This window comes from Mesorhizobium sp. M0292, from assembly GCF_040321695.1.
In the GTDB taxonomy this organism is placed as follows: Bacteria; Pseudomonadota; Alphaproteobacteria; order Rhizobiales; family Rhizobiaceae; genus Mesorhizobium.
The window spans coordinates 1-25,122 of sequence record NZ_JAMYSB010000036.1 but is presented as its reverse complement, the minus strand read 5'-3'; the positions used below and the strand labels follow the sequence as shown (position 1 = coordinate 25,122).

Annotated in this window: 23 protein-coding genes and 2 pseudogenes; 11 read left to right on the top strand and 14 right to left on the bottom strand. The window is 59.8% G+C overall.

Going from position 1 to position 25,122, the window contains the following annotated elements; genetic code table 11:
* Positions 1 to 64 precede the first annotated feature (64 nt).
* The 10 genes from nadA to groL all read left to right on the top strand — a co-directional run bounded on the left by nadA (position 65) and on the right by groL (position 11,018).
* Positions 65 to 1,039, top strand: coding sequence for a quinolinate synthase NadA (nadA, locus tag NKI96_RS30820; protein WP_023673635.1), 975 nt, complete (start codon positions 65 to 67; stop codon positions 1,037 to 1,039).
* Entirely contained in the window at positions 1,036 to 2,580 is a 1,545-nt protein-coding gene (locus NKI96_RS30815) for an L-aspartate oxidase (RefSeq protein ID WP_352807604.1), read from the top strand. The genes nadA and NKI96_RS30815 overlap by 4 nt, the downstream gene beginning before the upstream one ends.
* Positions 2,577 to 3,431 (top strand): carboxylating nicotinate-nucleotide diphosphorylase, encoded by an 855-nt coding sequence (gene nadC / locus NKI96_RS30810; RefSeq protein ID WP_023673637.1) that lies wholly within the window; start codon positions 2,577 to 2,579, stop codon positions 3,429 to 3,431. The genes NKI96_RS30815 and nadC overlap by 4 nt, the downstream gene beginning before the upstream one ends.
* 92 nt (positions 3,432 to 3,523) lie before the next feature.
* Positions 3,524 to 4,537: a biotin synthase BioB gene (gene bioB / locus NKI96_RS30805; RefSeq protein WP_031203143.1), complete on the top strand. Its 1,014-nt coding sequence runs from the start codon at positions 3,524 to 3,526 to the stop codon at positions 4,535 to 4,537.
* Positions 4,534 to 5,685: an 8-amino-7-oxononanoate synthase gene (locus NKI96_RS30800; RefSeq protein ID WP_352807602.1), complete on the top strand. Its 1,152-nt coding sequence runs from the start codon at positions 4,534 to 4,536 to the stop codon at positions 5,683 to 5,685. Before bioB ends, NKI96_RS30800 begins: the two co-directional genes overlap by 4 nt.
* The gene (bioD, locus tag NKI96_RS30795) at positions 5,682 to 6,317 is read left to right on the top strand and encodes a dethiobiotin synthase (RefSeq protein ID WP_352807600.1); all 636 of its coding nucleotides are present in this window, start codon (positions 5,682 to 5,684) and stop codon (positions 6,315 to 6,317) included. The genes NKI96_RS30800 and bioD overlap by 4 nt, the downstream gene beginning before the upstream one ends.
* Positions 6,317 to 7,582, top strand: a complete 1,266-nt coding sequence (locus NKI96_RS30790; RefSeq protein ID WP_023694887.1) for an adenosylmethionine--8-amino-7-oxononanoate transaminase — start codon at positions 6,317 to 6,319, stop codon at positions 7,580 to 7,582. Before bioD ends, NKI96_RS30790 begins: the two co-directional genes overlap by 1 nt.
* Positions 7,579 to 8,562 carry a 3-oxopimeloyl-[acyl-carrier-protein] synthase BioZ gene (gene bioZ, locus NKI96_RS30785; RefSeq protein ID WP_023694886.1) on the top strand — a complete coding sequence of 328 codons (984 nt, stop codon included), beginning with the start codon at positions 7,579 to 7,581 and terminating at the stop codon, positions 8,560 to 8,562. Before NKI96_RS30790 ends, bioZ begins: the two co-directional genes overlap by 4 nt.
* A gap of 431 nt (positions 8,563 to 8,993) precedes the next feature.
* Positions 8,994 to 9,290, top strand: a complete 297-nt coding sequence (gene groES / locus NKI96_RS30780; RefSeq protein ID WP_019863563.1) for a co-chaperone GroES — start codon at positions 8,994 to 8,996, stop codon at positions 9,288 to 9,290.
* 63 nt (positions 9,291 to 9,353) lie between these two features.
* Positions 9,354 to 11,018, top strand: coding sequence for a chaperonin GroEL (gene groL / locus NKI96_RS30775; RefSeq protein ID WP_286460910.1), 1,665 nt, complete (start codon positions 9,354 to 9,356; stop codon positions 11,016 to 11,018).
* Between the two features lie 864 nt (positions 11,019 to 11,882).
* On the opposite strand, the pseudogene NKI96_RS30765 reads toward groL, so the two are convergent.
* The 14 genes and pseudogenes from NKI96_RS30765 to NKI96_RS30695 all read right to left on the bottom strand — a co-directional run.
* Positions 11,883 to 12,041, bottom strand: a pseudogene (locus tag NKI96_RS30765) (ATP-binding protein); the annotation flags it as partial.
* A complete protein-coding gene (locus tag NKI96_RS32635) occupies positions 12,022 to 12,375 on the bottom strand; it encodes a hypothetical protein (protein WP_502900313.1) in 354 nt (117 codons plus the stop codon). The pseudogene NKI96_RS30765 and the gene NKI96_RS32635, both read right to left, overlap by 20 nt.
* Positions 12,376 to 12,552: 177 nt before the next feature.
* Positions 12,553 to 13,239, bottom strand: coding sequence for a response regulator (locus NKI96_RS30750; RefSeq protein WP_023673698.1), 687 nt, complete (start codon positions 13,237 to 13,239; stop codon positions 12,553 to 12,555).
* Positions 13,240 to 13,956: 717 nt separating this feature from the next.
* Complete coding sequence (gene virB11 / locus NKI96_RS30745; RefSeq protein WP_023673699.1) at positions 13,957 to 14,997, bottom strand: P-type DNA transfer ATPase VirB11; 1,041 nt, start codon at positions 14,995 to 14,997, stop codon at positions 13,957 to 13,959.
* A complete protein-coding gene (virB10, locus tag NKI96_RS30740) occupies positions 14,981 to 16,120 on the bottom strand; it encodes a type IV secretion system protein VirB10 (protein WP_023708086.1) in 1,140 nt (379 codons plus the stop codon). The genes virB11 and virB10 overlap by 17 nt, the downstream gene beginning before the upstream one ends.
* On the bottom strand, positions 16,113 to 16,997 hold the full coding sequence (locus NKI96_RS30735) for a TrbG/VirB9 family P-type conjugative transfer protein (RefSeq protein WP_023673701.1): 885 nt from the start codon (positions 16,995 to 16,997) through the stop codon (positions 16,113 to 16,115). The genes virB10 and NKI96_RS30735 overlap by 8 nt, the downstream gene beginning before the upstream one ends.
* Entirely contained in the window at positions 16,994 to 17,707 is a 714-nt protein-coding gene (locus NKI96_RS30730; protein WP_023685154.1) for a type IV secretion system protein VirB8, read from the bottom strand. Before NKI96_RS30730 ends, NKI96_RS30735 begins: the two co-directional genes overlap by 4 nt.
* The gene (locus NKI96_RS30725) at positions 17,704 to 17,862 is read right to left on the bottom strand and encodes a type IV secretion system lipoprotein VirB7 (protein ID WP_081731658.1); all 159 of its coding nucleotides are present in this window, start codon (positions 17,860 to 17,862) and stop codon (positions 17,704 to 17,706) included. The genes NKI96_RS30730 and NKI96_RS30725 overlap by 4 nt, the downstream gene beginning before the upstream one ends.
* Before the next feature lie 27 nt (positions 17,863 to 17,889).
* Positions 17,890 to 18,777 carry a type IV secretion system protein gene (locus NKI96_RS30720; RefSeq protein WP_023673703.1) on the bottom strand — a complete coding sequence of 296 codons (888 nt, stop codon included), beginning with the start codon at positions 18,775 to 18,777 and terminating at the stop codon, positions 17,890 to 17,892.
* Positions 18,778 to 18,835: 58 nt separating this feature from the next.
* Positions 18,836 to 19,519: a TrbJ/VirB5 family protein gene (locus NKI96_RS30715; protein ID WP_023673704.1), complete on the bottom strand. Its 684-nt coding sequence runs from the start codon at positions 19,517 to 19,519 to the stop codon at positions 18,836 to 18,838.
* A gap of 13 nt (positions 19,520 to 19,532) precedes the next feature.
* A complete protein-coding gene (virB4, locus tag NKI96_RS30710; RefSeq protein ID WP_023685155.1) occupies positions 19,533 to 21,902 on the bottom strand; it encodes a type IV secretion/conjugal transfer ATPase VirB4 in 2,370 nt (789 codons plus the stop codon).
* Complete coding sequence (locus NKI96_RS30705; protein WP_023694987.1) at positions 21,902 to 22,228, bottom strand: type IV secretion system protein VirB3; 327 nt, start codon at positions 22,226 to 22,228, stop codon at positions 21,902 to 21,904. The genes virB4 and NKI96_RS30705 overlap by 1 nt, the downstream gene beginning before the upstream one ends.
* Positions 22,228 to 22,533, bottom strand: a complete 306-nt coding sequence (gene virB2 / locus NKI96_RS30700; RefSeq protein WP_023673707.1) for a pilin major subunit VirB2 — start codon at positions 22,531 to 22,533, stop codon at positions 22,228 to 22,230. The genes NKI96_RS30705 and virB2 overlap by 1 nt, the downstream gene beginning before the upstream one ends.
* A gap of 74 nt (positions 22,534 to 22,607) precedes the next feature.
* A complete protein-coding gene (locus NKI96_RS30695) occupies positions 22,608 to 23,393 on the bottom strand; it encodes a type IV secretion system lytic transglycosylase VirB1 (RefSeq protein WP_023708088.1) in 786 nt (261 codons plus the stop codon).
* 1,290 nt (positions 23,394 to 24,683) lie between these two features.
* Here NKI96_RS30695 and virG point away from each other — a divergent pair.
* Positions 24,684 to 25,122: pseudogene (gene virG, locus NKI96_RS30690) on the top strand (two-component system response regulator VirG); the annotation flags it as partial.

Sequence of the window (25,122 nt, the reverse complement as noted above, 5' to 3'; positions counted from 1 at the left end):
CCCTTATACTCACAGCAAGTATATGCTGGTTATTTTCAGTTAGAGTATAAGCGGGAGGGGGTCGATGGGCGCCATGCTGCCTACGGCCGCGTTGCTCTACGAGCGCGTCCGACGAGTGATCCCGCCGATTGAATGGCCGGCTTTCGCCGAGGATATCGAGGCGATCCTTGCGCTGAAGCGCGAGCGCAACGCGATCATCCTGGCGCACAATTATCAGACGCCCGAGATCTTCCACTGCGTGGCCGACATCGTCGGCGACAGCTTGGCACTAGCCCGCACGGCTGCGACGGTCGAGGCGCAAGTCATCGTGCTGGCCGGCGTCCATTTCATGGCCGAAACGGCCAAGCTCCTCAATCCGGGCAAGACCGTGCTCATTCCGGATCTCAGCGCCGGTTGCTCGTTGGCGGACTCAATCACGGCAGAAGACGTGCGCTTGATGCGCCAGCGTTATCCCGGCGTTCCGATCATCACTTATGTAAATACGTCCGCCGAAGTGAAGGCCGAGTCGGATATCTGCTGTACATCCGGCAACGCCAAGGCGGTCGTCGAATCCCTTGGGGTTCTCCGGGTGATCATGTTGCCGGACGAATATCTGGCCCAGAATATCGCCGCTCAGACAGATGTGCAGATCATCGCCTGGAAAGGGCGTTGCGAGGTGCATGAGCGCTTTACACCGGCCGACATCCGCGAGTTGCGCGAAAGCCATCCCGGCGTGGTCGTGCTCGCCCATCCCGAATGCCCGCCCGACGTCGTGGCTGAAGCAGATTTTTCCGGCTCGACGGCTGCCATGTCCGACTATGTCGAAAGGCAAAGGCCGCCACGTGTCGTGCTGATGACGGAATGCTCAATGAGCGACAACGTCGCGTTAGCGCACCCAGAGGTCGAGTTCATCCGGCCCTGCAATTTGTGCCCGCATATGAAGCGGATCACGCTTGCCAACATCCGCACGGCGCTCGAGCAGAACCACCATGTCGTAACCGTCGAACCCGGGATCGCCGGGCGCGCGCGGCTAGCGGTCGAACGGATGCTGGCAGTTTGAGCGCCGACCTCCGCAGCTTCTTCGGGCGGCCCATCATCATCGGCGGCGGCATCGCCGGACTGATGACCGCGCTTCAACTGTCGCCGGAGCCGGTGCTTCTTCTGTCAAGGTCGCTGCTGGGAGCTGACAACTCGAGCACCTGGGCCCAGGGGGGCCTGGCTGCAAGTTTCGGCGAAGACGACGATCCGGCAATGCACCTGGCCGATACGATTGCCGCCGGGGATGGTCTCTGCGACAGAGACGTGGCGAGCCGCATCCTCCAAGCCGCGCCCAAGGCCATAGAGGGGCTTGCGGGCTTTGGGGTTCGCTTTGACCGCAGGCCGGAAGGATCACTGTGCCTCGGATTGGAGGCCGCACACAGCCGACGTCGCATCGTTCATGCGCATGGGGACGGCACCGGGCGTGAGATCATGCGTGCGCTGATCGCGGCTGTGCGTTCCACTCCGTCGATAGTTGTCGTGGAGGGCGTGGAAGCGCGCCGGCTCGCAGTGCGAGAGAATGCGATCCGAGGCGTCTGGGCGAGCTGTTCGATCGCACCTTTCTTCTTCGGCTCACGGCGGGTGGTTCTCGCCACCGGTGGCATCGGGGGACTGTTTCTCGACACCACGAACCCTTGGGGCAGTTGCGGACAAGGCCTTGCGCTTGCGGCCCGCGCTGGAGCTGTCCTAGCCGACCTCGAATTCATTCAGTTCCACCCGACCGCGCTTGACGGCCCAGAACGCCCTATGGCGCTGGTCAGCGAGGCTGTGCGAGGCGAAGGTGCTGCCCTGATCGATGAAACCGGCCAGGCTTTTCTCCAGAGCGTGCCCGGGGCGGAACTTGCGCCTCGCGATGTCTTGGCCCGCGCCGTGTGGAACCATCTTGCGGACGGCCACCATGTTTTTCTCGATGCCCGACAACGGCCAGGCCCGGCATTCGCTCGACATTTCCCGACAATCGCATCAGCCTGCCTTGGAGCGGGCATCAATCCCGCGCGCGATCTCATCCCCATTCGTCCGGCCCAACACTACCACATGGGTGGCGTTGCCGTGGACAGCTCGGGCAGGACCTCCGTCAAGGGGCTGTGGGCCTGCGGCGAAGTCGCTTCGACAGGACTGCATGGCGCCAACAGGCTCGCCAGCAATTCCTTGACGGAGGCAATCGTGTGCGCCCGCTGGGTCGCTGAAAGCGTCGCCGGAACGCCTGCGCGCAGAACAAGGCCTGCGTTTGCGAACGTTTACCCACCGCCCGCTCCGATAGCCGTGCGCGTTTTTCTGTCGCGCGCACTCGGCATCGTCCGGGATGGTCAAGCGTTGAAAGCAGCCGCGCGTGCCTTATTGCCGCTCGCCGAAAGCAAGGGTGCGGTCTCGGATCCGGCGGCTGTCGGGCTAATGATTGCTGTTGCCGCCTTGTTGCGCGAAGAAAGCCGCGGCGCTCATTACCGGACAGATTTTCCTCATCATGCGACTGCCGCCCGACGGTCCGAAATCACGCTCGAAGCCGCCTTGGCGGCTGCGCGGGAACTCGGACACTCGCCAAGCTCCGAAGGTGCAAAGGGATGATGCTCTCACCGCTCCCCACGGTCCTGCTTGAGCCGCTTGTACGGGCATCTCTTCTTGAAGACCTTGGCAGAGCCGGCGACTTGACCACGGACGCCATCGTCCCGAAGGAATGCCAAGCGGGAACCGTGTTGGTGGCGCGACAGTCCGGAGTTGTCGCCGGCATCGATCTGGCGATGCTCGCTTTCGGCTTGATTGATCCTGGTGTCGAAATCTCCGTGGAGCGGGCAGACGGCTGCAATGTCGTGGATGGAGAGGTCATTGCATCAGTGGTTGGCCCGGCCCGGGCCATTCTCACAGCCGAAAGGACGGCACTCAATTTTTTGTGCCATCTGAGCGGCATCGCCACAGCAACGGCATCGATGGTCGCTGCGGTTCGTGGATATGGCGCGAAGATCGTCTGCACCCGCAAGACGACGCCCGGATTGCGGGCAGTCGAAAAGTATGCCGTGCGCGCAGGTGGCGGGTCCAATCACCGCTTCGGCCTGGACGATGCAATTTTGATCAAGGACAACCACATCGCCATCGCAGGCGGCGTCCGGCCAGCGCTCGAGCGAGCACGAAGAGCGGCCGGTCATCTCGTCAAGATCGAAGTCGAGGTCGATACTCTGGCCCAGTTGGAGGAGGTACTTGGCTTCGCTCCCGATGCGGTTCTGCTCGACAACATGTCCCTCCCCGATCTTCGCCGCGCCGTCGCAATGGTCGGTGGCCGCGCTATCACCGAGGCTTCTGGCGGGATCACGTCGCATACAGCGCGAGCGGTTGCCGCGACCGGCGTTGATCTGATTTCGGTCGGCCGACTCATCCACAGCGCGCCGATCCTGGATATCGGCCTCGACCATCGGGGCTCATGATTGTCTGAGTAACGAACAGGATTGGGTCAACTGTCCTTTCCGATCATCATAGTCAGATAGCAAAGACCCGCAAGACAGACCGGAGGAACAGCATGGAGATGCAAACGGCAAGTTCAACGCAGACACCGCCACAGGCCAAATCTCTTGACCCCCCTGACCCTGGAGCGTGGACCTTGGAGAAGGCTCAGGCACTTTACCATGCCCCCTTCAACAATCTCCTCTTCCTGGCGCAAACGGTGCACCGCCAGAATTTCGATCCAAACAAGGTCCAGCTCAGCCGGCTGCTCAGCATCAAGACCGGAGGATGCCCGGAGGATTGTGGCTATTGCAGCCAGTCGGCGCGTCACGAAACCGGGTTGGAGGCGTCCAAGCTGATGGATGTCAGGCGCGTCATCGCCGAAGCGACCAAGGCGCGTGATGCCGGCGCCACCCGTTATTGCATGGGCGCGGCCTGGCGAAACCCCAAGGCGCGCGACATGGATGCGGTGGTGGCGATGGTCGAAGGCGTCAAGGCGCTGGGCCTGGAGACCTGCATGACACTCGGCATGCTCGATCTTGAGCAAGCCGCTCGACTGAAGCAGGCGGGCCTCGACTACTACAACCACAACATCGATACGTCAGAACGCTACTATAGCGAGATCATCGGTACGCGGAGCTTTGCCGAGCGGCTCGAGACGCTTGACCACGTTCGCAAATCCGGCATCAAGGTCTGCTGTGGAGGCATTGTCGGCATGGGCGAGGAGCCGGTGGACCGGATCGACATGCTGGTGACGCTGGCCAATCTGCCGGAACATCCGCAAAGCGTTCCGATCAACATGCTGATCCCGATCGCCGGTACGCCGCTTGCAGACGCCAAGCCCATTGAGCCGATCGAATTCGTGCGCGTGATCGCGCTGGCGCGCATCATGATGCCGAAATCGCATGTCCGTCTGTCCGCCGGCCGCACCGCGATGACTGACGAGATGCAGGCGCTGTGCTTTTTTGCCGGCGCCAACTCGATCTTCTTCGGCGACACGCTGCTGACGGCGGACAATCCCGGTGAGGACAAGGATACCCTGCTGTTCCGGCGCCTTGGCATCGATCCGATGGAACTCGAGGCGCAATGAACGGGGCGCCGCTTGCCCGTTATGATGCGACCTTGCAGGGGCTAGCGCGCAAGGACCGGCTGCGGACGCTTTCGCCCCGCGCCGGGCTGGACTTCTCGTCGAACGACTATCTCGGGCTGGCCGCGTCCAGAAGACTTGGCGATGCGGTTGTGGCGGCGATTGCGCGGGGCACGCCGGTTGGCGCCACCGGGTCGCGGCTGTTGCGCGGCAATGCACCGGAACACGAGCAGCTCGAGGCAGACGCGGCGGCATTCTTTGGAGCCGACCGCGCGCTGTTCTTCGGCAGCGGCTACATCGCCAACTTCGCTCTGCTGAGCGCCCTGCCGCAGAAGGGCGATCTTTTGGTTGTCGATGAGCTCGCCCATGCCAGCATGCATGAGGGTGCGCAGGCCGGGCGCGCACAGTTCGTGCTGGCCGCGCACAACGACGCCACCGCTGTCGAGGATGCGATTACACGTTGGCGCGTCGCAGGCGGCATGGGATGCGTCTGGATCGCGGTGGAAAGCCTTTACAGCATGGATGGCGACTGCGCGCCTTTGGAGAGCCTGGTCGCACTTGCCGATCGGCACGGCGCATTCATCGTCATTGATGAGGCGCATGCCACCGGCGTCTGGGGACCGGATGGCCGGGGGCTTGCCGCCGCTTTCGAGGGCCGCGACAACATCATAGCGCTCCACACCTGCGGCAAGGCGCTCGGCGCATCTGGTGGGCTCGTCACCGGGCCGAGGGCACTGTGCGAATATCTGATCAACCGTTGCCGGCCATTCATCTACGCAACCGCGCCATCGCCACTGATGGCGGTCGTGGCGCGCGAGGCACTCGCAATGCTCGCCGACGAGCCTATGCGGCGTGTTCAGCTGCATGAACGCGTCGCCAGCGCCGGCCGGTTGGTCAATCGCTGGGGTGTGACACCAAGTGGCTCTCAGATCCAGCCCTTAGTAATCGGCGATGTCAGGCGCACCATGGCAGTGGCGGCGCGCCTGCAGGCCCGCGGCTTCGACATACGCGGCGTTCGTCCTCCGACCGTGCCCGAGGGCACGTCGCGGCTGCGCATCTCACTGACGCTCAATATTGGCGAAGCCGACTTTTCCGCCATGGTCGAGGCGCTGGTCGAGGTGTTGGCCGAAACATCACCGGAGGCGATATGACCCAACGCATCGTCATCACCGGAACGGATACCGGAGTTGGCAAGACCGTGTTTGCGGCTGGGCTCGCCGGTTTGCTGGACGGCTTTTACTGGAAACCGGTGCAATCGGGCCTCGACGGCGAGACCGACAGCGAGGTTGTCGCGCGGCTTGCCGGCTTGCCCTCAGAGCGCGTGCTGCCGGAAGCCTACCGCTTGCGGAGCCCGCTGTCGCCGCATCGTTCGGCCGAGATCGACGGCGTGGCGATCAAGGCTGCCGATCTTGCTTTTCCCGTCCTACCGACGGCGCTCGTCATCGAAGGCTCCGGCGGCCTAATGGTGCCGCTCAACCGGCGCACAAGGTTAATCGACATCTTCGCTGAATGGCGGCTGCCCGTTATTCTGTGCGCCCGCACCACACTCGGCACCATCAACCACACCTTGCTATCGGTCGAGGCGCTCCGCGCCCGCTCCATCCCGTTGGCGGGCATCGCTTTCATCGGCGATGAGATGGCCGATACGCAACGGACCATCGTGGAATTCAGCGGTGCCCCGCAGCTCGGCAGGCTGCCGCACCTCGATGTGCTGACGGGCAAAACACTGAGGGACGCAATGGTTGCCGGCTTCGCCTTCGCCTCGATTACTGGAGGTGACTGATGTCGCAGTCTCATGTGTGGCATCCCTTCACCCAGCACGCACTCGAGCCTGCGATCCCAGAAATCGTCCTGACTGAGGGCGCCTATCTCCACAGGGCCGACGGCGCCCGCATCCTGGACGCCATCTCCTCCTGGTGGGTCGTCACACATGGCCACCGCCATCCCCGCATCATGAAGGCAATCGAGACAACCGCGTCGAGCCTCGACCAGATTATCTTTGCGGGCTTCACGCACGAGCCGGCAGAGCGCTTGGCCAAGGCGCTTGTCGGCCTCGCTCCCGCTGGACTCGACTGGGTGTTCTATTCCGACAGTGGCTCGACCTCAGTCGAAGTCGCGCTGAAGATGGCGCTCGGTTATTTCCGCAACATCGGCGCGCCGCGCTCGCGCATCGTCGTCATGGAGCACAGCTATCATGGTGACACGATTGGAACGATGAGCGTCGGTGCGCGTGGCGTGTTCAACGCCGCCTATGAACCCTTGCTGTTCGAGGTCGACATCATCCCCTTTCCGGCCGCGGGGCACGAGCAGGAGACGCTGGATCGTTTCGAGGCTGTGACCCGCGATCGACGAGCCGCAGCCTTGATCGTCGAGCCGCTGGTGCTGGGCGCCGGCGGCATGCTGATGTATCCAGCATCGGTTCTGGCCGAATTGAAGAAGATCACTGAGGCCTCCGGCTCGCTGCTGATCGCCGACGAGGTGATGACCGGCTGGGGACGCACCGGAACCATGTTCGCCTGCGAGCAGGCATCGATTTCTCCAGATATCCTGTGCACCTCCAAAGGCTTGACCGGCGGCACCATCCCGCTGGCCGTAACGCTTGTCACCGATGCCATCTTCCGGGCGCACTATTCCGAGGACCGGAAGAAGACGTTTTTCCATTCGAGCTCCTACACCGCCAATCCGATTGCCTGTGCGGCAGCACTCGCCAATGTCGAGATCTGGCGCGACGAGCCAGTGGCCGGGCGGATCACGGCCTTGAGCGTGATGCAGGCCGTCGGGCTGCAACGCTTTCGGGACAATCCATATTTTGTCGACTGTCGAGCCACGGGAACGATCGCGGCGCTCGACCTGCGAACCGGTTCAGCAGGTTATCTCGCCGAGATTGGTCCGAAGCTGCGCGCTTTCTTCCTCGAGCGCGGCCTGCTTGTGCGCCCGCTCGGCAATGTCCTCTACCTTCTGCCACCCTATTGCATCGCAGGCGACGAGCTCGAACGACTCTATGACGCCATCGAGGAGGCTGGGGAACGCTTCGGGTCAAGGCCATGAGCAAGTCGTCGCGCATTCTCGGACTTGGCCATCACGTGCCTGGGCGCAAGGTGGCCAATGCCGAGATCGAGAGCAATCTCGGCCTCGAGCCGGGCTGGATCGAAAGGCGTACCGGAATCCGTTCGCGCTTCTGGGCAACGGACGAAGACACGCTGTCGGGTCTTGCCACCCGGGCTGGCGACATGGCGCTGGTGAACGCCGGTATTGCGCGCCACGACATCGGTCTGCTGTTGCTTGCCACCTCGACGCCCGACCATCTTCTGCCGCCAAGCGCGCCGCTGGTCGCACACAAGCTTGGCCTTGGCCGCGCAGGCGCGGTCGATCTGACCGGCGCCTGCGCCGGCTTCATCTATGCGCTCATGTTTGCGGACGGGTTCACCCGCCTGCATGGCAAACCAGCGCTGGTCATCGCCGCCAACATCCTCAGCCGCCGCATCAATCCAGCCGAGCGCGCGAGCTCAGCCTTGTTCGCCGATGCCGCCGGCGCCCTGGTGATCGGTCAGTGCGATGATGCTGATCGGGGCATTCTCGGTGCCTCGGTAGCTTCGGACGGCTCGCGCTACGGGCTGATCCAGATTCCCGCAGGAGGAAGCAACACGCCGTTCCATGGCGACCTCGACCTCGGGCAGACCCGGATGACGATGACCGACGGGCCCGAAGTGTTCGCAAAGGCCGTCGAGATGATGACCGATTGCTCGACAGCCGCGCTAGCCACTGCGGGAGTGCGGCCACACAATGTCGGCCGGTTTGTGCCGCATCAGGCCAATACTCGGATTTTCGGCGCGGTCGGAAGAAACCTCGGCATTGCGGACCAAGCAATTGTCAAGACGATTGCCGAATACGGCAACTCTTCGGCCGCGACGGTCCCGCTGTCGCTCTCGCTCGCCAACCAGATGAAGCCATTCCAGCCAGGAGAGAAAATCCTTCTGGCGGCGGCGGGTGCGGGTCTCAGCGGCGGCGCTCTCGTGGTTGGAATCTAGCCGGCCGGCTCACGCGCGCAGGATTGGTCATGAATGGCAATAGGAGCAACAGAACCAATGCCAAAAAATGGCCTTCTGAAGCTCGACATGACCAAGCTGACGCAGCACGACCCGTGCGAGCCTCTGGATGAGTTCAAATGCAACACCCGTTGCACCAATCGTACCATCTGAATAAAGCTCAATTACAAAGGGTGATCCGCCCCATATATGTCGGATACCCGACATTGTTCACATAAAAGGCTCGATGCTTACACGCTCTTTGCTGGCTGCTCTTTGCTGTCTTCTCTTTTCTCTTTGCTCTTTGCTCTTCCGTCTTGACTAGCAGGAGCCTGCGGCTTATCTATTGCCGCGTTAGCACTCGCTTCGGCTGAGTGCTAGGCATGCTCCGGCAACGGAGCACCGTTCAACATCCGCACCAAGGAAATCCAAAAATGGCAAAGTCGAATTTCCGGCCGCTGCATGACCGCGTGGTCGTACGCCGGGTCGAATCCGAATCCAAGACCGCCGGCGGGATCATCATCCCGGATACGGCGAAGGAAAAGCCGCAGGAAGGCGAGATCATCGCCGTCGGCTCCGGCGCTCGCGACGAAGCCGGCAAGCTGGTCCCGCTGGACGTCAAGGCCGGCGACCGCATCCTGTTCGGCAAGTGGTCGGGCACCGAAGTCAAGCTCAATGGCGAAGACCTTCTGATCATGAAGGAATCCGACATTATGGGCATCATCGGCTGATTATCGGCCTCACCGTCAACTGAATTTCGGGCTTGATCGCAAGCCCCTGCCAGGAGCTAAAAAATGGCTGCCAAAGACGTAAAATTCTCCCGCGACGCGCGCGAGCGCATGCTTCACGGCATCAACATCCTCGCCGACGCGGTGAAGGTGACCCTCGGTCCCAAGGGCCGCAACGTCGTCATCGATAAGTCGTTCGGCGCACCGCGCATCACCAAGGACGGCGTCACCGTCGCCAAGGAAATCGAACTTTCCGACAAGTTCGAAAACATGGGCGCGCAGATGATCCGCGAAGTTGCTTCGAAGACCAACGACATCGCCGGTGATGGCACCACGACCGCGACCGTTCTGGCGCAGTCGATCGTCCAGGAAGGTAACAAGGCGGTTGCCGCCGGCATGAACCCGATGGACCTGAAGCGCGGCATCGACCTGGCCGTGACCGAAGTCGTCGCGGCTCTCGGCAACGCTGCCAAGAAGATCAAGACCTCCGAGGAAGTTGCCCAGGTCGGCACGATCGCCGGCAATGGCGACGAGTCGGTCGGCAAGATGATCGCCGAAGCGATGCAGAAGGTCGGCAATGAAGGCGTCATCACGGTTGAAGAAGCCAAGACCGCCGAGACCGAGCTGGAAGTCGTCGAAGGCATGCAGTTCGACCGCGGCTATCTCTCGCCCTACTTCGTCACCAACGCCGACAAGATGGTTGCCGAGCTCGAGGACGTCTACATCCTCCTGCACGAGAAGAAGCTGTCCAACCTCCAGGCCATGCTGCCGGTTCTCGAAGCCGTCGTGCAGACCTCCAAGCCGCTGCTCATCATCTCGGAAGACGTCGAAGGCGAGGCTCTGGCCACGCTGGTCGTCAACAAGCTGCGCGGTGGCCTGAAGATCGCCGCCGTCAAGGCGCCGGGCTTCGGTGATCGCCGCAAGGCCATGCTGGAAGACATCGCCATCCTCACCGGTGGCCAGGTCATTTCGGAAGACCTCGGCATCAAGCTCGAGAATGTCGGCCTCAACATGCTCGGCCGCGCCAAGAAGGTGTCGATCTCCAAGGAGAACACCACCATTGTCGACGGCGCCGGCAAGAAGGACGAGATCCAGGGCCGCGTTGCCCAGATCAAGCAGCAGATCGAAGAGACCACGTCGGATTACGACAAGGAGAAGCTGCAGGAACGTCTGGCGAAGCTCGCCGGCGGCGTTGCGGTGATCCGCGTCGGCGGCGCGACGGAAGTCGAAGTCAAGGAAAAGAAGGACCGCGTCGATGACGCCCTCAACGCGACCCGTGCGGCCGTGGAAGAAGGCATCGTTGCAGGCGGCGGCGTCGCACTGCTGCGCGCTTCGGCCAACATCAAGGTCACCGGCGTCAATGCCGACCAGGCTGCCGGCATCAACATCGTTCGCCGTGCACTGCAGGCTCCGGCCCGTCAGATCGCTTCGAACGCAGGTGCGGAAGCTTCGATCGTTGCCGGCAAGATCCTCGACAACAAGGGCGCGACCTACGGCTACAACGCCCAGACCGGCGAATATGGCGACATGATCGCCATGGGTATCGTCGATCCGGTCAAGGTCGTTCGCACTGCCCTCCAGGACGCGGCCTCGGTCGCCGGCCTGCTCGTCACCACCGAAGCCATGATCGCGGAGGCTCCGAAGAAGGAGTCAGCTGGCGGCGGCATGCCTGGCGGCATGGGCGGCGGCGGTATGGGCGGCATGGGCGGGATGGGCGGTATGGATTTTTAATCCAGCCCCTATCAACTTACAGCGGACGGGGCGGCAGCAATGCCGCCCTTTCCTTGTGTGCCGAACATGATCGAAACCCTGGAGTGCGTCCCGAGGATCTCGTTCGAGCCTCACCGCATGGTCGAGAATTAGGATCTTGTCCGATCGAGCAATTCGCGGGCTCAACCTGGTCAAACCGGCGCCCCCTACGAACTGCCCGATCCTTGAGGATTCCGCTGCGCGACAATCACGATGATTCATTCAGTTGGTAGCTATAGGCGGTGAATCATGAGGGGCATTGAGGAGCGTGGCAAGGCGCCCATCTCGCCATTTAACTCCATCGAGCGTGATATCAGGGACAATTCTCTCATCGGAACCGGCGGCTGGCGTTGAAGGACCCGGTGAATCATCCTGATCTATAGTGGAGCAGACGCGCTCTGAGCCTCAAGAGCGTTTCCTCCTCTGAGTATCCTTGATCTGCCGCTGGACATTCTCGTTGATATTGCTGAGCGGCTCAGCCCGATGGATCTGCTGAGGATTTCGCACACAAATCAAGAGCTGCGTGTCGCCGCGATGATAGTCACAACGCCTCAAGAAAGGCGGATTCAGGTTCAGGCCATCTGTGGCAGCCCTTGCAACCGGGCTCCAGCAGCGTCTCGTCGTCGTGGCCGAGGGGCCTCGTGACCCCGACGACTGCGCTACGGCCTTGTGGGGCCTCGGAGCGGGCGTGGCAGCGCTTGCACCCGAGCTCCAGCGGCGTCTCATCCTCCTCGCCGAAGGGCTTGAGCCCAGGTCTCAGACCATTGCCCTGGAGGGCCTCGGAGCAGGCGTGGGTGGCGGACATAGCAGCCTGTCCCATACCTATGAATACGTTTGGCTGAAGCAGACCGATGGCTGCGCGTCGAAGCCGAAGCCGTCGAGTTCGCGGACAAACGGGAACTGCGCGATCTTGCTCGACATGAGCGTGTCGAGCTGGTCGCGGATCGCCGTCAACTTCAGCCGATCCAGGATTGCGATCAGCAGGTCATGATCTAGGGTCGTCATCACCAGCTCCCTCCGGCCGCCGCTTCGTACTCGGCGAGTGGCCGCAGCAAGGTGGCCGGGGGGTGATCTTGATCCGCTCGGCGCGCACCGGCCCTTCGAAGCCGGCAACGCCGACAAAAGGCTCTGTCGCAAACCTGGAAATGGGGTTGTGAACGGCCATTTCGGCCTGTGCGTCAGGCAGCGAGGAGATCGAAACAGCGATCGACAGCCTTGTAGGCATACCTCGCCGTCGCTTGCCCATCATGTGGATCATCTCGATGCCGGAGAGGATAACCACGTCGTTCGCATGCGACTTGAAGCCGATAGCCTGGTCGAAATGGCGGCCCTTGAACATCACGTGCTCCTCCACAACTGAGGCGTTTTTCTTGCCATGCTCGCTTACAAAAAGGTTTGCGACAGAGCCGTTCGAACCGCATGCCGACACCATCGTCAAGGGCGGCCGCGATGTCCATTATGGCCACAAGCTCACCCTGACGACGGGCAGGCAGTCTGTTCTTTCAATTTAGACCAACTATGCGGATGCCGCCTCAGTCAATTCAAGAATGTAACCAATGCCGCGCATGGTCGTGATACGTGGCGTTGCACCTGACCTTCTCAGGTGTCCACGTAAGCGATAGATTCCGACTTCAAGCGCGTTGGCAGATACCTCGTCGTTGAACGAATAGAGGTGATCTTCCAACTGCGCACGAGGCACGATGCGGCCTGCACGGATAAGCAGATGCTCTAAAATACATAGTTCGCGGCGTGCGATCTTCAGAGGATGACCCGAGACGGAAACCTGTCGGCCGATCGGATCGAAATTGAGATTGCCAAATACAACGATGGGGTCGGTCACCTGTGTCGACCGGCGCAGAATGGCTCTCATTCTGGCGATGAGCTCATCGAAAGAGACGGGCTTGAGCAGAAAGTCGTCCGCGCCACCGTTGAAAATTGCAATCCGCTTCTCGAGATCGTTGATGCTACTCATAATGAGGGTTGGAACTGAATGCCCGTTGCTCCTTAGCTGTCTCAGCCAGCCCAAGCCATCGCCATCTGGCAGAGCCAACTCCAGCAGGAGAATTTCATAGGTTGCGCAACAAAATGCCCTCGATGCCTGTTCCAGGTTGCCAACTACATCAACGGCAAAACCGCTATCCCCGAGCGCAACTCGCACAGCGCGCGTAAGATCCACATGATGATCAATGAGCAGCGTTCGCATTTCACGTCCTATCAAGGTCGGACAGGTCACCGTCCGCTGTAAGACCGGGGCGACAGCGGAAGTCGCGCAACTCTTCGTAGTGTTCGTAACGCTCTTTCCGATGGGTGATCGCGGGAGCATGCAAGCCGCACGCCTGCAATAGTCGGGGATGGAACACGTGAAGACCTGTTGACGGGCTGAAACCGTCGGTCGGCGGGCCCACAATGCCACCGACTCTGCCTGCGATTTCTCTGCGCATCGATCCTCCTATGGGTTGCGTCGCAACATCCAGCTGAGGTCGCAAGGGCAGGTTGCGGCTTTGTTCATTGAGAGGACCCCCTGGAGGCAATACCAGGAGGATTCCCTATATGGCACTTCCCGATTTACCACCGGTCATTCCGAACCACGTTCGGCGGCTTTGAAGACACTCATTGAGCGCGGCTAGGTAAATCAAGGGTACGACTGCCGGGTGTCGATGCCGCTTTTGAAGCAGGCATCGGCACCAGCTCGGTGAGCGTCGCCCGCGCAATTCAGCGGACGCGCTCGATACACCCAGTCGAATCGTGCCGCAACTTGCCGCGCCGATAGGGCGCCCGAAGACTTCAGACTTGTGACCGAAGGTCTACGCCCAGTCCTCCTCCCATTATCCACCTCCCTCAAATCAAAGTGGACGTTCAATCTGAACAAATTACGCCATCGTATCACAAACGACTTACCGATCCCCGACGTGCTCTAGCCTTAGTGCTTGTTAAGAAGGTCGGCTACTGTCTCTCCGCGTCGCCGGGCATCGGCGGCGAGCCACACCTCCCCCACCTCATACACGTCGCCGTGGGTACTGAACGGCACAATGACGTCAATGGCAGCCGACAGCAGGTCAAGAAGCGTGTGGTCTTCCACAGCAGCTCCTTGCGGGCTGCTCTTGACGAGTGAAAAGAGCTTTTTAAAGCCTTGGACCGGATCCGCCCCATGAATCGTTGATATTGATCCCGCATGGCCGGAGACGACTTCGCTAAGGTAGGCCCAAGCAGCATCATCGCGCATCTCGCCAAGCAATATTCGGTCAGGGCGCATGCGCAAGCTGGCTTGCAACAGTTGCTCGGCTGTCACCGCACCTACGCTTGCTCGGTCCTTCGGATAAAGTAACCGGACATGGTTCTCGTGCGGGATTGCAAGTTCGAGCGTGTCCTCGATACTTATCAGCCTCTCTTGCGGGGGTATAGCGTTGATCAAAGTCTTGCTCATTGTCGTTTTGCCGCTTCCAGTAGGTCCGCAAAGCAGCATCGTGAGCCGCCCGCAAACGCATGCTCGCAAAAATTGCTCCAAGTCACCATGGTCGTAGTGCTGAAGAATCGTTTCGTCCTGCCGCTCTTGGCGCTCCTTTCGTGACCGCCATTGATTCCAACGCGAGTATTCGTAGCGAGAAGAAACTTCCTTGAGTTCGGTCACACGACTTGAGGGACGCCGTATCGTCAGGCTTATTGTTCCTGAGGGAACAGCGGGCGGCAAACAGATCTGCAGCCGCTCTCCGTTCGGCAGCTCAGTCGCACAGAGGGGGCTTTGCGGTCCGACATCTTGCTTGCGCAGCGCTCCAGCGAGGATCGCGATGTCCTCCAGATCGTCATAAGATAGCGGCAGCGGATGTTTCGTGAAAACGCCGGCCTGTCGGACAAAGGCTTCCCCAGGCCGGTTGATAGCGACCTCTTCGGTCCTTGGCTCCTCAAGCCATTTCAAAACAGGGTTGAGAAGCAAACGCAATTGAGGGTCAGCCTCCGGTCGCATTGTTGTCTCTCCGGCGTTGGCGATGTTGGGGGGCTGGCGCCACGGCGATCGGTCTAAGATCGTATACATCTGAGAAATCGAGGTCCCGAGCCACAAAGATGGATACAGCATCTCCCTGGTTTTTCTTCAGAGTTGGCGGAACGTTGATCGTTGCTCTAAGGGTCGTGTCAACGGCTTGTCCGGCGTTGCTCTGGAAGCTGTTGATGCCGCTTCCTCCACCTGAGCTGCCAGCGTATTGACCGGCGGCCTGAAACGCGCCTTGAATGACGCTCATGAGCATTGCTCCGCCAAAGCGCTGCCAGAAGTGATTATCCACCGTGCCAGGCATTCCGGAGCGGCCGAGCTCGTCAGCGCCCGGCGACGCTAGCGAAACGAGGGCATGGTCAGGCGTTTCGATGCGCGTCCACAGCACGAAGACACGCGCATCCCCCTGTTGGAGACCACGCTGGATCTCGCCAATCACGGTCGTCCCGCGATCCAAAAGCACCACGTTGTTGGTGGCGCCGCGGACGTCTTTAGGTAAGACGCACTTCACATAACCCGGTAAATTTGTGTCGACTGCCGTTTGCAAAATGCAGGGAATTATCGTTCCTTGGGTAATCACGAGATCAGGGTGCGGCAAAAGTGTGGCCCGGCTTGGCTCCTGTATATCTGGTTTCAATCGCCCCGTCAGATCGCCAGCGTCTGAAATCTCATGCGAGGTCGCGGGAGCATCCCTATGGTTGTCTTCGCTCCGCTGACCGTCGTTGGGCATTTGACCGCTGCCACTGTAGGCGAAAATTGGTGTTTCCTCCGGCGGCGGATCAGCTGGCGTCGGAGGCGGCGTGGATGGCGCAGAATCTCCTGCCTGCGCCGCCTGTACGGGTGCTGGAGCTTCGGGAGCAATCTCAATCGGCACGGGGCGGAATGGCTCGGCGTCGGCGACAATTGGAGGTTTTGGCTGAGTTGGCTCGTCTTGTGTGCTGGGACGACCGCCGAGCCAGATGAGCGATAGAGATGAGATGAGAACAAGAGCAGCGACGGCCAACTTCTGCAATCCCGAAACATGCCGGCGGGCCGGCTCCGAGACCATCGATCCTGAGGCATGGACATCATGTCCCGACTGTGGGCCGGTTTCATTCATCGGCCGGGCCTTTCAAAACGCGCCACACGTCGGGTGTCACTGTACCGGTCCCTGGCGCTCGTCCCACAGGGTCATAAGCCCTGTTGAAAATGGACAAGACCGTATTGCCATCTCTCAGACGCCATTCCCGGGCGACTGCGGATACTTCAACATAGTCTCCTTTGACCGTGTAATTGGCAGCGGCTTCCTTGCCGTCGGGATTGATAATGTAGAGGGAGGGTATGCGGGAATTGCTTGCGAAGCCAAATACGGTGGTAAAGCCATTATCGAAAACTTCCAGCGGCGCCAGCGATCGATCGCCCTTTGCGACGTAGTGAAAATTGCTTTCGTCCGGACTGGTAGTTGCGGCGGGCCGATTCAACAAATCCTGAACTCTCTCGTCGCGCAGCACTTTCGCCCGGGCCTGACCAAGAATCGAGCGCCTTTCTGCGTCCTTTCTCTGAGCAGCAGCCTCATCAGCAGGATAGGTGAACTGCACACTGTAGTATAGGTCAGGTTGCTGCTCATCGAGTTTTGGCATCGCTCTCGTTGAAATACTGAAGACGTATCTCCGTGTACCGGACTCACTCTCGGCCAGCACGACGACCGGCTGCGGCGGGAGCATCCGGCTAGCCTTAAAAAAGAGATAGTTGGCGCGCGGGAGCGCAGCCAGGTCTTTGCTATTGGAAACGGCCACGGCTGCGACTGTCTCGTTGGCCGCGAATGTGACAACCAGCGTTGCCCCCACTGCGGTAGACAGGCGCACCACTTCGTCAGGACGGTAAGCCAGGTAGCGCATGCGCGCATCATGCTTGCCGGCAAGTGGTGTGTCTTCCGCTGACGCTTCCATCGTTAAGAAGAGTGAACAGACCAGCGCCAGAAACGCTCTTTTTGTCATGGCTGCACATAGCCCAGGTTCGATACGCTATCTTCCGAGCTTTGATAGGAAGTGACGAGTAGACCTCCCGGATTGGTGAGCCTCGATTGCCCAGGCAGACCCGTCAAGCGCTCGTAGCGGATGGTAGCTGTCCAGGTGGTCACTATCGGCATCTGCCCATCGACAACAAGCGAACGTTTGTAACGGATCTGTTGAACGTCCGGACTGATGTCGTTTGAAGAAATATGCCCGACCTCGAGCTTGCCGCGTTTGCCGACCGTGACTTGCGGCGAGGTGGGATTCGGATAGTTGAAGAAATCTTGATATTGCTGTCGCACAGCCGGCGCGCTGAAACTGGATACGAGGTCATAGGCGTATTGGGCTGTATCTGCTGTGTACCCCTCGCGCAGGCGTACATATTCCCACAGCGAAGCATTTATGACGGCTCGGTCTTGGGTTGCCGGCAGTCGAGAGACTGACACTTCGCTGTCGACGGTCCCATCCGGCCGGACCCAGAGGAACACAGGTACGAGCTTGGCCAACGGGACCATGGCAGCAATGGTAAATGCCTGGGCAACATTTCCTAGGACCGCCGCTGCGGCAAAGGCTATCAGGGCCTTTGACAGGCGCCGCGCAGACTTCGCTCGTGAAGTTTGAAACGCTTCCACCTTCTTATAGTGGGCGGCTAGCGTTTCTCTCTCCACCAGAAGGGCATGTTCAGGAACTTTCACTTTGGCTCTTCCGCGCATTGGACCTGAAGATCCTCAGGGGTGGTTTCCCATTGTCCCACGTTCAGTTGGAATGGGGCACCCGCGCATGTCGCAAGCCCATGGCTCGTCTTGCAGGCGGCCAAAGCGAGGATTGACAGAAGTAGGCAATATTTCATGTTTTTGGCACCGAGCTTGTCGATTGATTAAGCACCCGCCGTTTTGGCAAAGTGGCGATTGAGGCTGTTAAGTGGTCGGTTCGCACCTCCCCAAGAGCCACCGGCGATGCTGCTGGCGATCGTCGGAAGCGCGACGATCAGAGCGTCACCAGCTAGGAAAAGCATGTCGAGCTCGTAAAGCCCGATGATCTTGGCTGCTGTCGTGCCCGAGAATTTGATCATCAAAAGCATGGCTGCCAGCGAGACTGCTTCGGCAGCGATTACTATCGTTGCAACGATGTTGAGGAGGAGAAGCAGCAGCCCGTACGAGAGCAGTTGGCCGATCCATCTGGTGGCTATGTCTCGAGTGTGATCAAAAAGGTAGCCTACAAGGACCAGGGGGCCGATCGTCAAGAGCACCTTCGTCAGAATTCCAACGGCATCGTAGATCTCGAACGCTGTCCACAGCGCGCCGTAGAAAATCCATTGCGCTCCCTCGAAAGCAAGTATGTCCTGGCCGTTCATAGGCCCAATTTCGGAAGCAATCAGCTGAAAGACATACTGGCTTGAAGCAAACATAAGATCGAGCTTCTGGGGGATTCCGATGAAGGGCAAGTCGCTGCCACTGATGTCGTGAGCCAACCTCGGAATCGTGTCGTCGAAGAGCGCTTCAATGTACTGCTGATAGTTGGCCTGCCCTAAGATAAGGGCGACGACAATCGACACCATGATTACGCGCGAGATACCCCCGCGCGCATCGACTTGACCACGCATGACCAGACAGCCTTGGATTATTATCCAGAGCGTGACACACGCAACCAGAGGCGCACTGACCGCCGCTTGCACGTTTTCAAGCACTTTGTGCAGCCCGGACGTGAAGGCCCCATGAAAGATCGTGTGTATAGTCGTGAATGGCGCGGGAATTTTGAAATTCATGGCGTGAGCCTGATGTGTCCCTGATCAGCGCAGCTGAGCCTGATGAACTCTGTGTGGTTTACGGGAGGATGCTAAACATATTAGCGGTGTCCTGATGTTCGCGACGCTGCGTGGCGGCCTCCTCCACGGCGTGAAGGCTCCCTTGTGCAGTGGCCATTGTCAGCAGACTCGTGGCCTGGACATTTTGGATCATCGCATCGTGAATCTGCTTGAGGACCAGACCGTTGGTCACGGTGGCCTGCATAATATTTCCCGAGCGGGAAAGCTGACCAAGCGTGCCGGCGTTATCCTTAAGGCGCTTGTCCATCATGCCCAAAGTGTCGGCTGCAATAGCTGCGGCATTGGCGGCCCCGGCGATTTGTCCCTGTAACAGTTTCGCTTCTGAATCGGTGCCGTTGACTATCCGATTTGGGTCCTTCGCAATGTTACGGGCCATAATCGAAGCTGGCGCCCGAGCATCAAACATCTGCTCCTCCAGCTTATTGCTCGACGGGTAGTGATTTCCTTGGTTAAGTGAGCTTAGCAGTCCCGTGACAGCGAATGACGACGTTAGAATTGTCACCATTTCAATCGTGGTAGCGAGCGTCTCGATTGACCTCTCAAGGATCGCCGCATTGGAAAGCGCTGTTAAGGTCGCTTGTGTTTCTGTTACAGGGTCGCTGACGATAAATTGCGAACGGGCCTGTCCGTGAAGCAGAAGGGAAGCAGCAAGGGTCGTTACTGCAAGTTTGGCAAATTTCATGAATATTCCTCCGTCAGTCTTGAACTTCGTGGTACCGGGCCATGAACTTGTCGAGCCACCCACTTGGGGCGTCTCCGTGCTGGTTACGAAGCTGGTCGGCAAAGCGCACTGTGTTGGCCCGCCCCGAGAGTACGGCTACGTACTCGCGCATCTGCCCAAGATCGAATTCGCAAACAATACTCCCGCTATCGCGCTTGAGCAAAAACTTGCGGCTGCCGATTGCCATTCCCTGGCGGATTGCCTCGAACTCCTGCGCAGTGCACTTCAAGCCATCGACATACGCAGAGCGGTCCGCCGTCGGTGATGGGTAGAAAATTTTCGTCATACATTGCGCAACGAGACTAGCTCCGAGAGGCGATTCCAGAACGTGTTCAGGCTGCTGCGTTGCGAGTATCAACATGCCGTTGTTTTTGCGGACCGTGAGCAAGAACTTGTCGATAACGGCCGAGAATTGGGGGTTGAGTAGATAGAATCGAAATTCGTCGCAGCTCATGACGAACCGACGACCATCGACGATAGCGCCCACTCGATGCAGAAGGTATGCGGCGGCCGGTGCACAGACCTCCTCATATTCCAGGAGCTGCGTCATGTCGAAGCCCGTAATGGAGGCATCCAGCCTTACTTCGTCCACGTCGCCGTCAAAGGCCCATCCAAGCGCCCCCCCTCTACACCACCGCTGCAGCCGTGCTCCTGCGCCCTCGGAGGGGCTGTGCAATAGGAATTCGCGCAGGCCCGCAAGTGAGCGCATAGGGGGTTCGAACGAAAGCTGACGAACAATGCCGCGTTCCAGCCGACGGCTTTCCTCCGGCGAGATCGGACCACGGCCGTCACTCTCGATCAGGGCCATCAACCACTCGCGCAGAAAGTCCCGGGAGGCGGAGGTGTTGTCCAGTCCACGCAGAGGGGCCAAGCCGCTCGGAGCGCCTCTGCGCAACGCAAGATATGTCCCTCCCGTGGCTCGCACCAGCAGTTCACCACCCCGATCCTTGTCGAAGAAGACGATCGCACCATTGCGATCGACCAAGCTTTGCTCAAGCATCGCGAGGACAAAGGTCATCAGCGTCGTCTTGCCTTTGCCAACGGGCCCGAATATTGCCGTCATGCCGACGTCATTCTCATGGGGGATGTAGTCGAAAGAAGTTCCACCGTTTGTGCGAAAGCGCGCAACAGCATTGCCCCAGTGGCCGGAACTGGAACCGCTTGGGAAGTTCTCAAATGAGACGAGCCCGGCAAAATTGTGTGAGGTGATCGCCCCCGGGCGCGTGCGCCACCTGTTGTTCCCCGGAAGTTGGGACCAATATGCGGCCTCCATGCCGATGCCCTCTTGGACGATAACGGCGCCCGCGTCGGCCAGCCGTGCGCGGGCACTTGCTGCGCGATCTGCAAGGCTATTGAGGCTGTCGGCATAGACGCACAGGCTCAGATGATGCGAACCCATCACGAATTCGTTGCTTGCCAGTGCGTCCTCTGCCTCGGCAAGTTCATTGATCTGGGTGAGAGCCTTGTCGCCGGCACTCGTCATCTGGCTGGACTTAAGGCTTAGTTTGGCATGAGCTTGTGGGCGAGTGAGGAAGGAAAAGCTCTGGCTCAGGACAAGCGGGAAGTTGGCGGACAGCAAGGAATTTAGCATGCCCGGCCGCGTCGTCGCCGGATATTCACGGAACGAAAACAATGATCCGACGGAGCTATCCCCGGGCCTTCGAATCTCAAGCGCCCGCTTCCCGCAGATGACCTGGTCAGTGTAGATCGAGGCGCCAAGTGAGCCGGTAACCATCGGAACCGGAAGAAACCGGCAAGTCATCATGAGCCGAAGCGCCTCGCCGATTTCCGTGAAGAGCACGTTGCCTTTCTCACGAATGCCCAACCGGCGCAGACCGTAACCGCCGAGTGCGCCAGCAGTGATGTGCCAGAGGTCTTCCAGGCTCCGCATTTGGGTGGCTAGATCGTGCTCATTCCGTCTGCGGGACTTGGCAATCCGCAAGCCGATCTTGCCGATTGCGGTGCGGGGGGACACGATCAAAGTGAGGAAGTGATCGTTGCGAAAGAGCTTTCCCGACAGCACACGACGCTCGTAGGCCTCGCTCAGACTGCCAGCGAATGCACTTTGAAACTGGCGCGGCGCCGGCGCCGGCACATCGTTGTGTCTCACAAGATGAGCGTATATCGAGACATTGTCATCGGCGATGTTGCGCAAGAGAGTGTTGAACGCGCGGCAGCGCGAGTTGCGCATCTCAGCGTCTTCCAAATCAAAGGGCACACCGTTCACATGTGCCATGGCCATGATCGATCCGTCTTCCAGAAGGACAACCTGATCGCTTACGTGACCAACATACGGAAGGTAGATCTCGCCAGACCTCTCGGTCCGGCCGCTGGCGCCGAACATTACAGCATTCCTCTTCCGCGTTTCGGCACTCTGATCGGATTGGCGCTGACGCTTGCGCCTCCCCAGACCGGCCCGTCCACGCTTCTGCCGGCCGTCTGCAAATAGAGCAGCACGACGCTTGCCGCGTTATAGTCACGCTCAACAACCAGCCGTGCTCCGAACCAGAGTGGCACGAGAACGATTTCGTAGAGCGGGTTCTGAAGGATAATGATAACAAGCCCAGCCAACATCATGAGCAATCCGGCCAGCGTCAGCGGCACCCCCAGAAACAGTGCGGGGCGCGTCGCCGCCACATAGAGGGTGCTCACTTCCAACCGGTCGCTCATCAGCCGCCGCCTATGAGCGCCTTGCCCAGGAAGCTGGCCCCGAACATGATGACGATCCCTCCAACGACACCCGCAACCAGGCCAAGTGAAGCACGACCGAACATCCAAGAGATACCGATGGCTACGAGCCCGAGCACGGCCAGTGATTGTCCAAAGGGGCCAAGTATGAACGTGCAGATATTCTGGACCATCTTGGCAGGATCCGTCCCTCCGGTCACCTGAGCCGCGGCTGGCCCGCTGTAGAAGACCGTCCACGCCGCGCCTGCAGCAGCGGCCGGTACATATTCAGCCGCCATGCGCAGCATGGAAAAAGGCGAAGGAACACGCGTTTTAAGCGCACGAAGTATCTTGAGTGGCGTCATCATTGCATCTCCATGTTTCAATCGAATACGAGTTTGTTCGGGTTCGAGGGTTCCCGTGCTTTCGCAGCCTGGCTGCCTGTCGGATCGGAGGGATCGGCCCCGGAGCGGTCTGGCTGATACGAGCCCCAGATGTCCCAAGAATCTTGGTTGGGCTGCTTCTTTCTATTGGCCTGTTGGCTCTGCTGGAGCAGAGGCGGCACGGCTTTCCGACCGGGTGCCTCAAGGTGCGGCATATCTCGAGCAGTCGGCTCCAGCGTTCTCTCAAGGAGACTTGAGATGTCCTTTGCGGCCGACTCGACCTTGCGTACATAACCGTTGGCGAAGCCATGCGTGACGTCGCCCGTGTTATAGGCCGAGATGGCACGGCGAAGCGCCAGTTGCTGTGCCACAGCAGTGGTGCCGCCGGCATACCGGCTTTCAAGCAGGTGGGCGGCAGCCGAAAGCGAGGCGCAGGGCTCGAAAGCCCTTTCCGGCGTGAGATTGAGCATGGCAAAGTTCTTGCTGTTTATCTGCATCAATCCAACATCGACAGAATGTTGTGCTTCGAGGCGTTCCTTGATGCCCCGCGTGGCTTCCAGGTGGTCTATCCAGCGAAGCTGCTCACCTGTGGTGTTGTCATGAGCCACCAGCGTTTCAAAGCCACTTTCAATCTTGGCAATCGCGGCCAGGGTGGACGGCGCAACCCAGGGGGCGCATTTGCGCGACAGGCTGCGGAACTCACGCGGAGAAAGTGGCGCGGGCTCGGCTGGGAGTGACATGGATGTCATCAGGACGATGGCCAGCGGCCAAGCTGCAATAAACATTCCCTATCACCTACCTTTCCAAGCCGCCGGACGGGTTCTGGCCCTGTCCGGCACGCGCTTATCGGGGAGGTTTGTTACTGTGTGATGTTCAAGTTCAGCTTTTCGGTTTCAATTGAAGCAAAGACCGTGTTCGTATCAGCGTGGTGAGCATCTTGCGCATGCGTGGGTGGCGCGGGCCCGATCAGCCAGCGACATCCGGAGCATCTTGGTACAATGACTCCTGTACAGGATTGCTCGTCCCGGCCGTCCGTTGCTCCTGGAGTGTGGGCCGCGACTTTGGCGTCATGGACGGTACTTCTGTCAGCGCCAAGCCAAGGACAAAATGGGGAGCTTGGCGGGCTTGTTCAGGCTCGGGATCACCGTGGGGAATCGACTAAGGCGATAAAGCGGCCCAACTTTGCCGGTATGCTGCCGGTCCTTAAAGAGCAGCCATGCGCGGCCCTGCATACTCAGATCATTGCTTGAGACGCGAGCTCGTCCGCGAAGCTGGCTCGAAGGCGCAAATCCGCGGCGGCGAGGGTCAACTGGGAAGACGTGGCGGCGCAGCCCATCCTGGTGCGAGCCTCGTTCAGCTGTTCGGCCGCCGCCGCCAAAGGGTGGATCATGCACAGTCCCATCGGCAGATAACCGCACGTCATTGACGCAGTCCGACGGCGCAATGGACAAGCATAGTGACACGCTCAAGATGGAGGAGTTGCAGTAACTGAGAAATGTTAGCCCGGACGTTCACCGCAACCGGCGACCTGCCGGTCGCCGAACAGCATTTGAGGCCGCCGGCCACCTTGGACGAAGCCGGCTTGGCAGGAGACACACTATTTTGCACAAGGCCGCTGCAGCGAATCACGGTCTTCTTCCGCCGACCGCCTCTCCGATCAAGCCAAACGCCGCGCTGCTCAACCATGTCCGAGCTGGATCCACGAGCCGGAGGATATCGAGATGATCCAGGTCCGCAAACTCCAGGATGACCAGGATGCAAGGGCATAGCAGGAAACTTGGCATCCATGAGGTCGAACTTGAGTGATATTGGCAGGCCTGCACCAACGGGGGAGCTCGAAGCGAAAAAGCGAAGGACCACACGGCAGGGTCATGTCGGCGCTGGGACCTGTCTGGTGGCCACGGGCTGCCTTGGTGCGGTCAATTCGCTGGGGATGAAAGGAACAGGACGAGCACGGCCTCACATTGGCCGCACGCAACGGCGAGTGGTATCAAGGAGCAGCTGTTCTGGGTCGGTGCCCCAGGGTTGCTCGGCAACAGGTTTAGACAAGGGGATTCAAGATTGAAGGTGTGCCGTTGAAACATGTTCTTGTCATTGACGATGATGCCGCAATGCGGCGCCTCATCGCCGAGTATCTCACGATGCATGCCCTGAAGGTAACCGCAGTCCACGATAGCAAGCAGTTTGACTATGTTCTTTCACGTGAGCCAGTCGATCTCGTGGTTGTTGACCTTAACCTAGGCCGGGAGGATGGACTTGCGATCGTCCGCAATCTGGCGACAAAATCGGATGTTCCTATCATAGTGATCAGCGGCGACCGGCTTGATGAGGCGGAAAAAGTGGTTGCACTGGAGCTCGGCGCAACCGATTTCATTCCCAAGCCTTTCGGGATGCGCGAATTCTTGGCCCGCATTCGAGTAGCGCTACGTCAGCGCATTTCTAGTCCGCGAACCAGAGAGCAGCGCTCATTTCGCTTTGGGGCCTGGAAGCTCAGCGTGAAGCAGCGGCGACTGA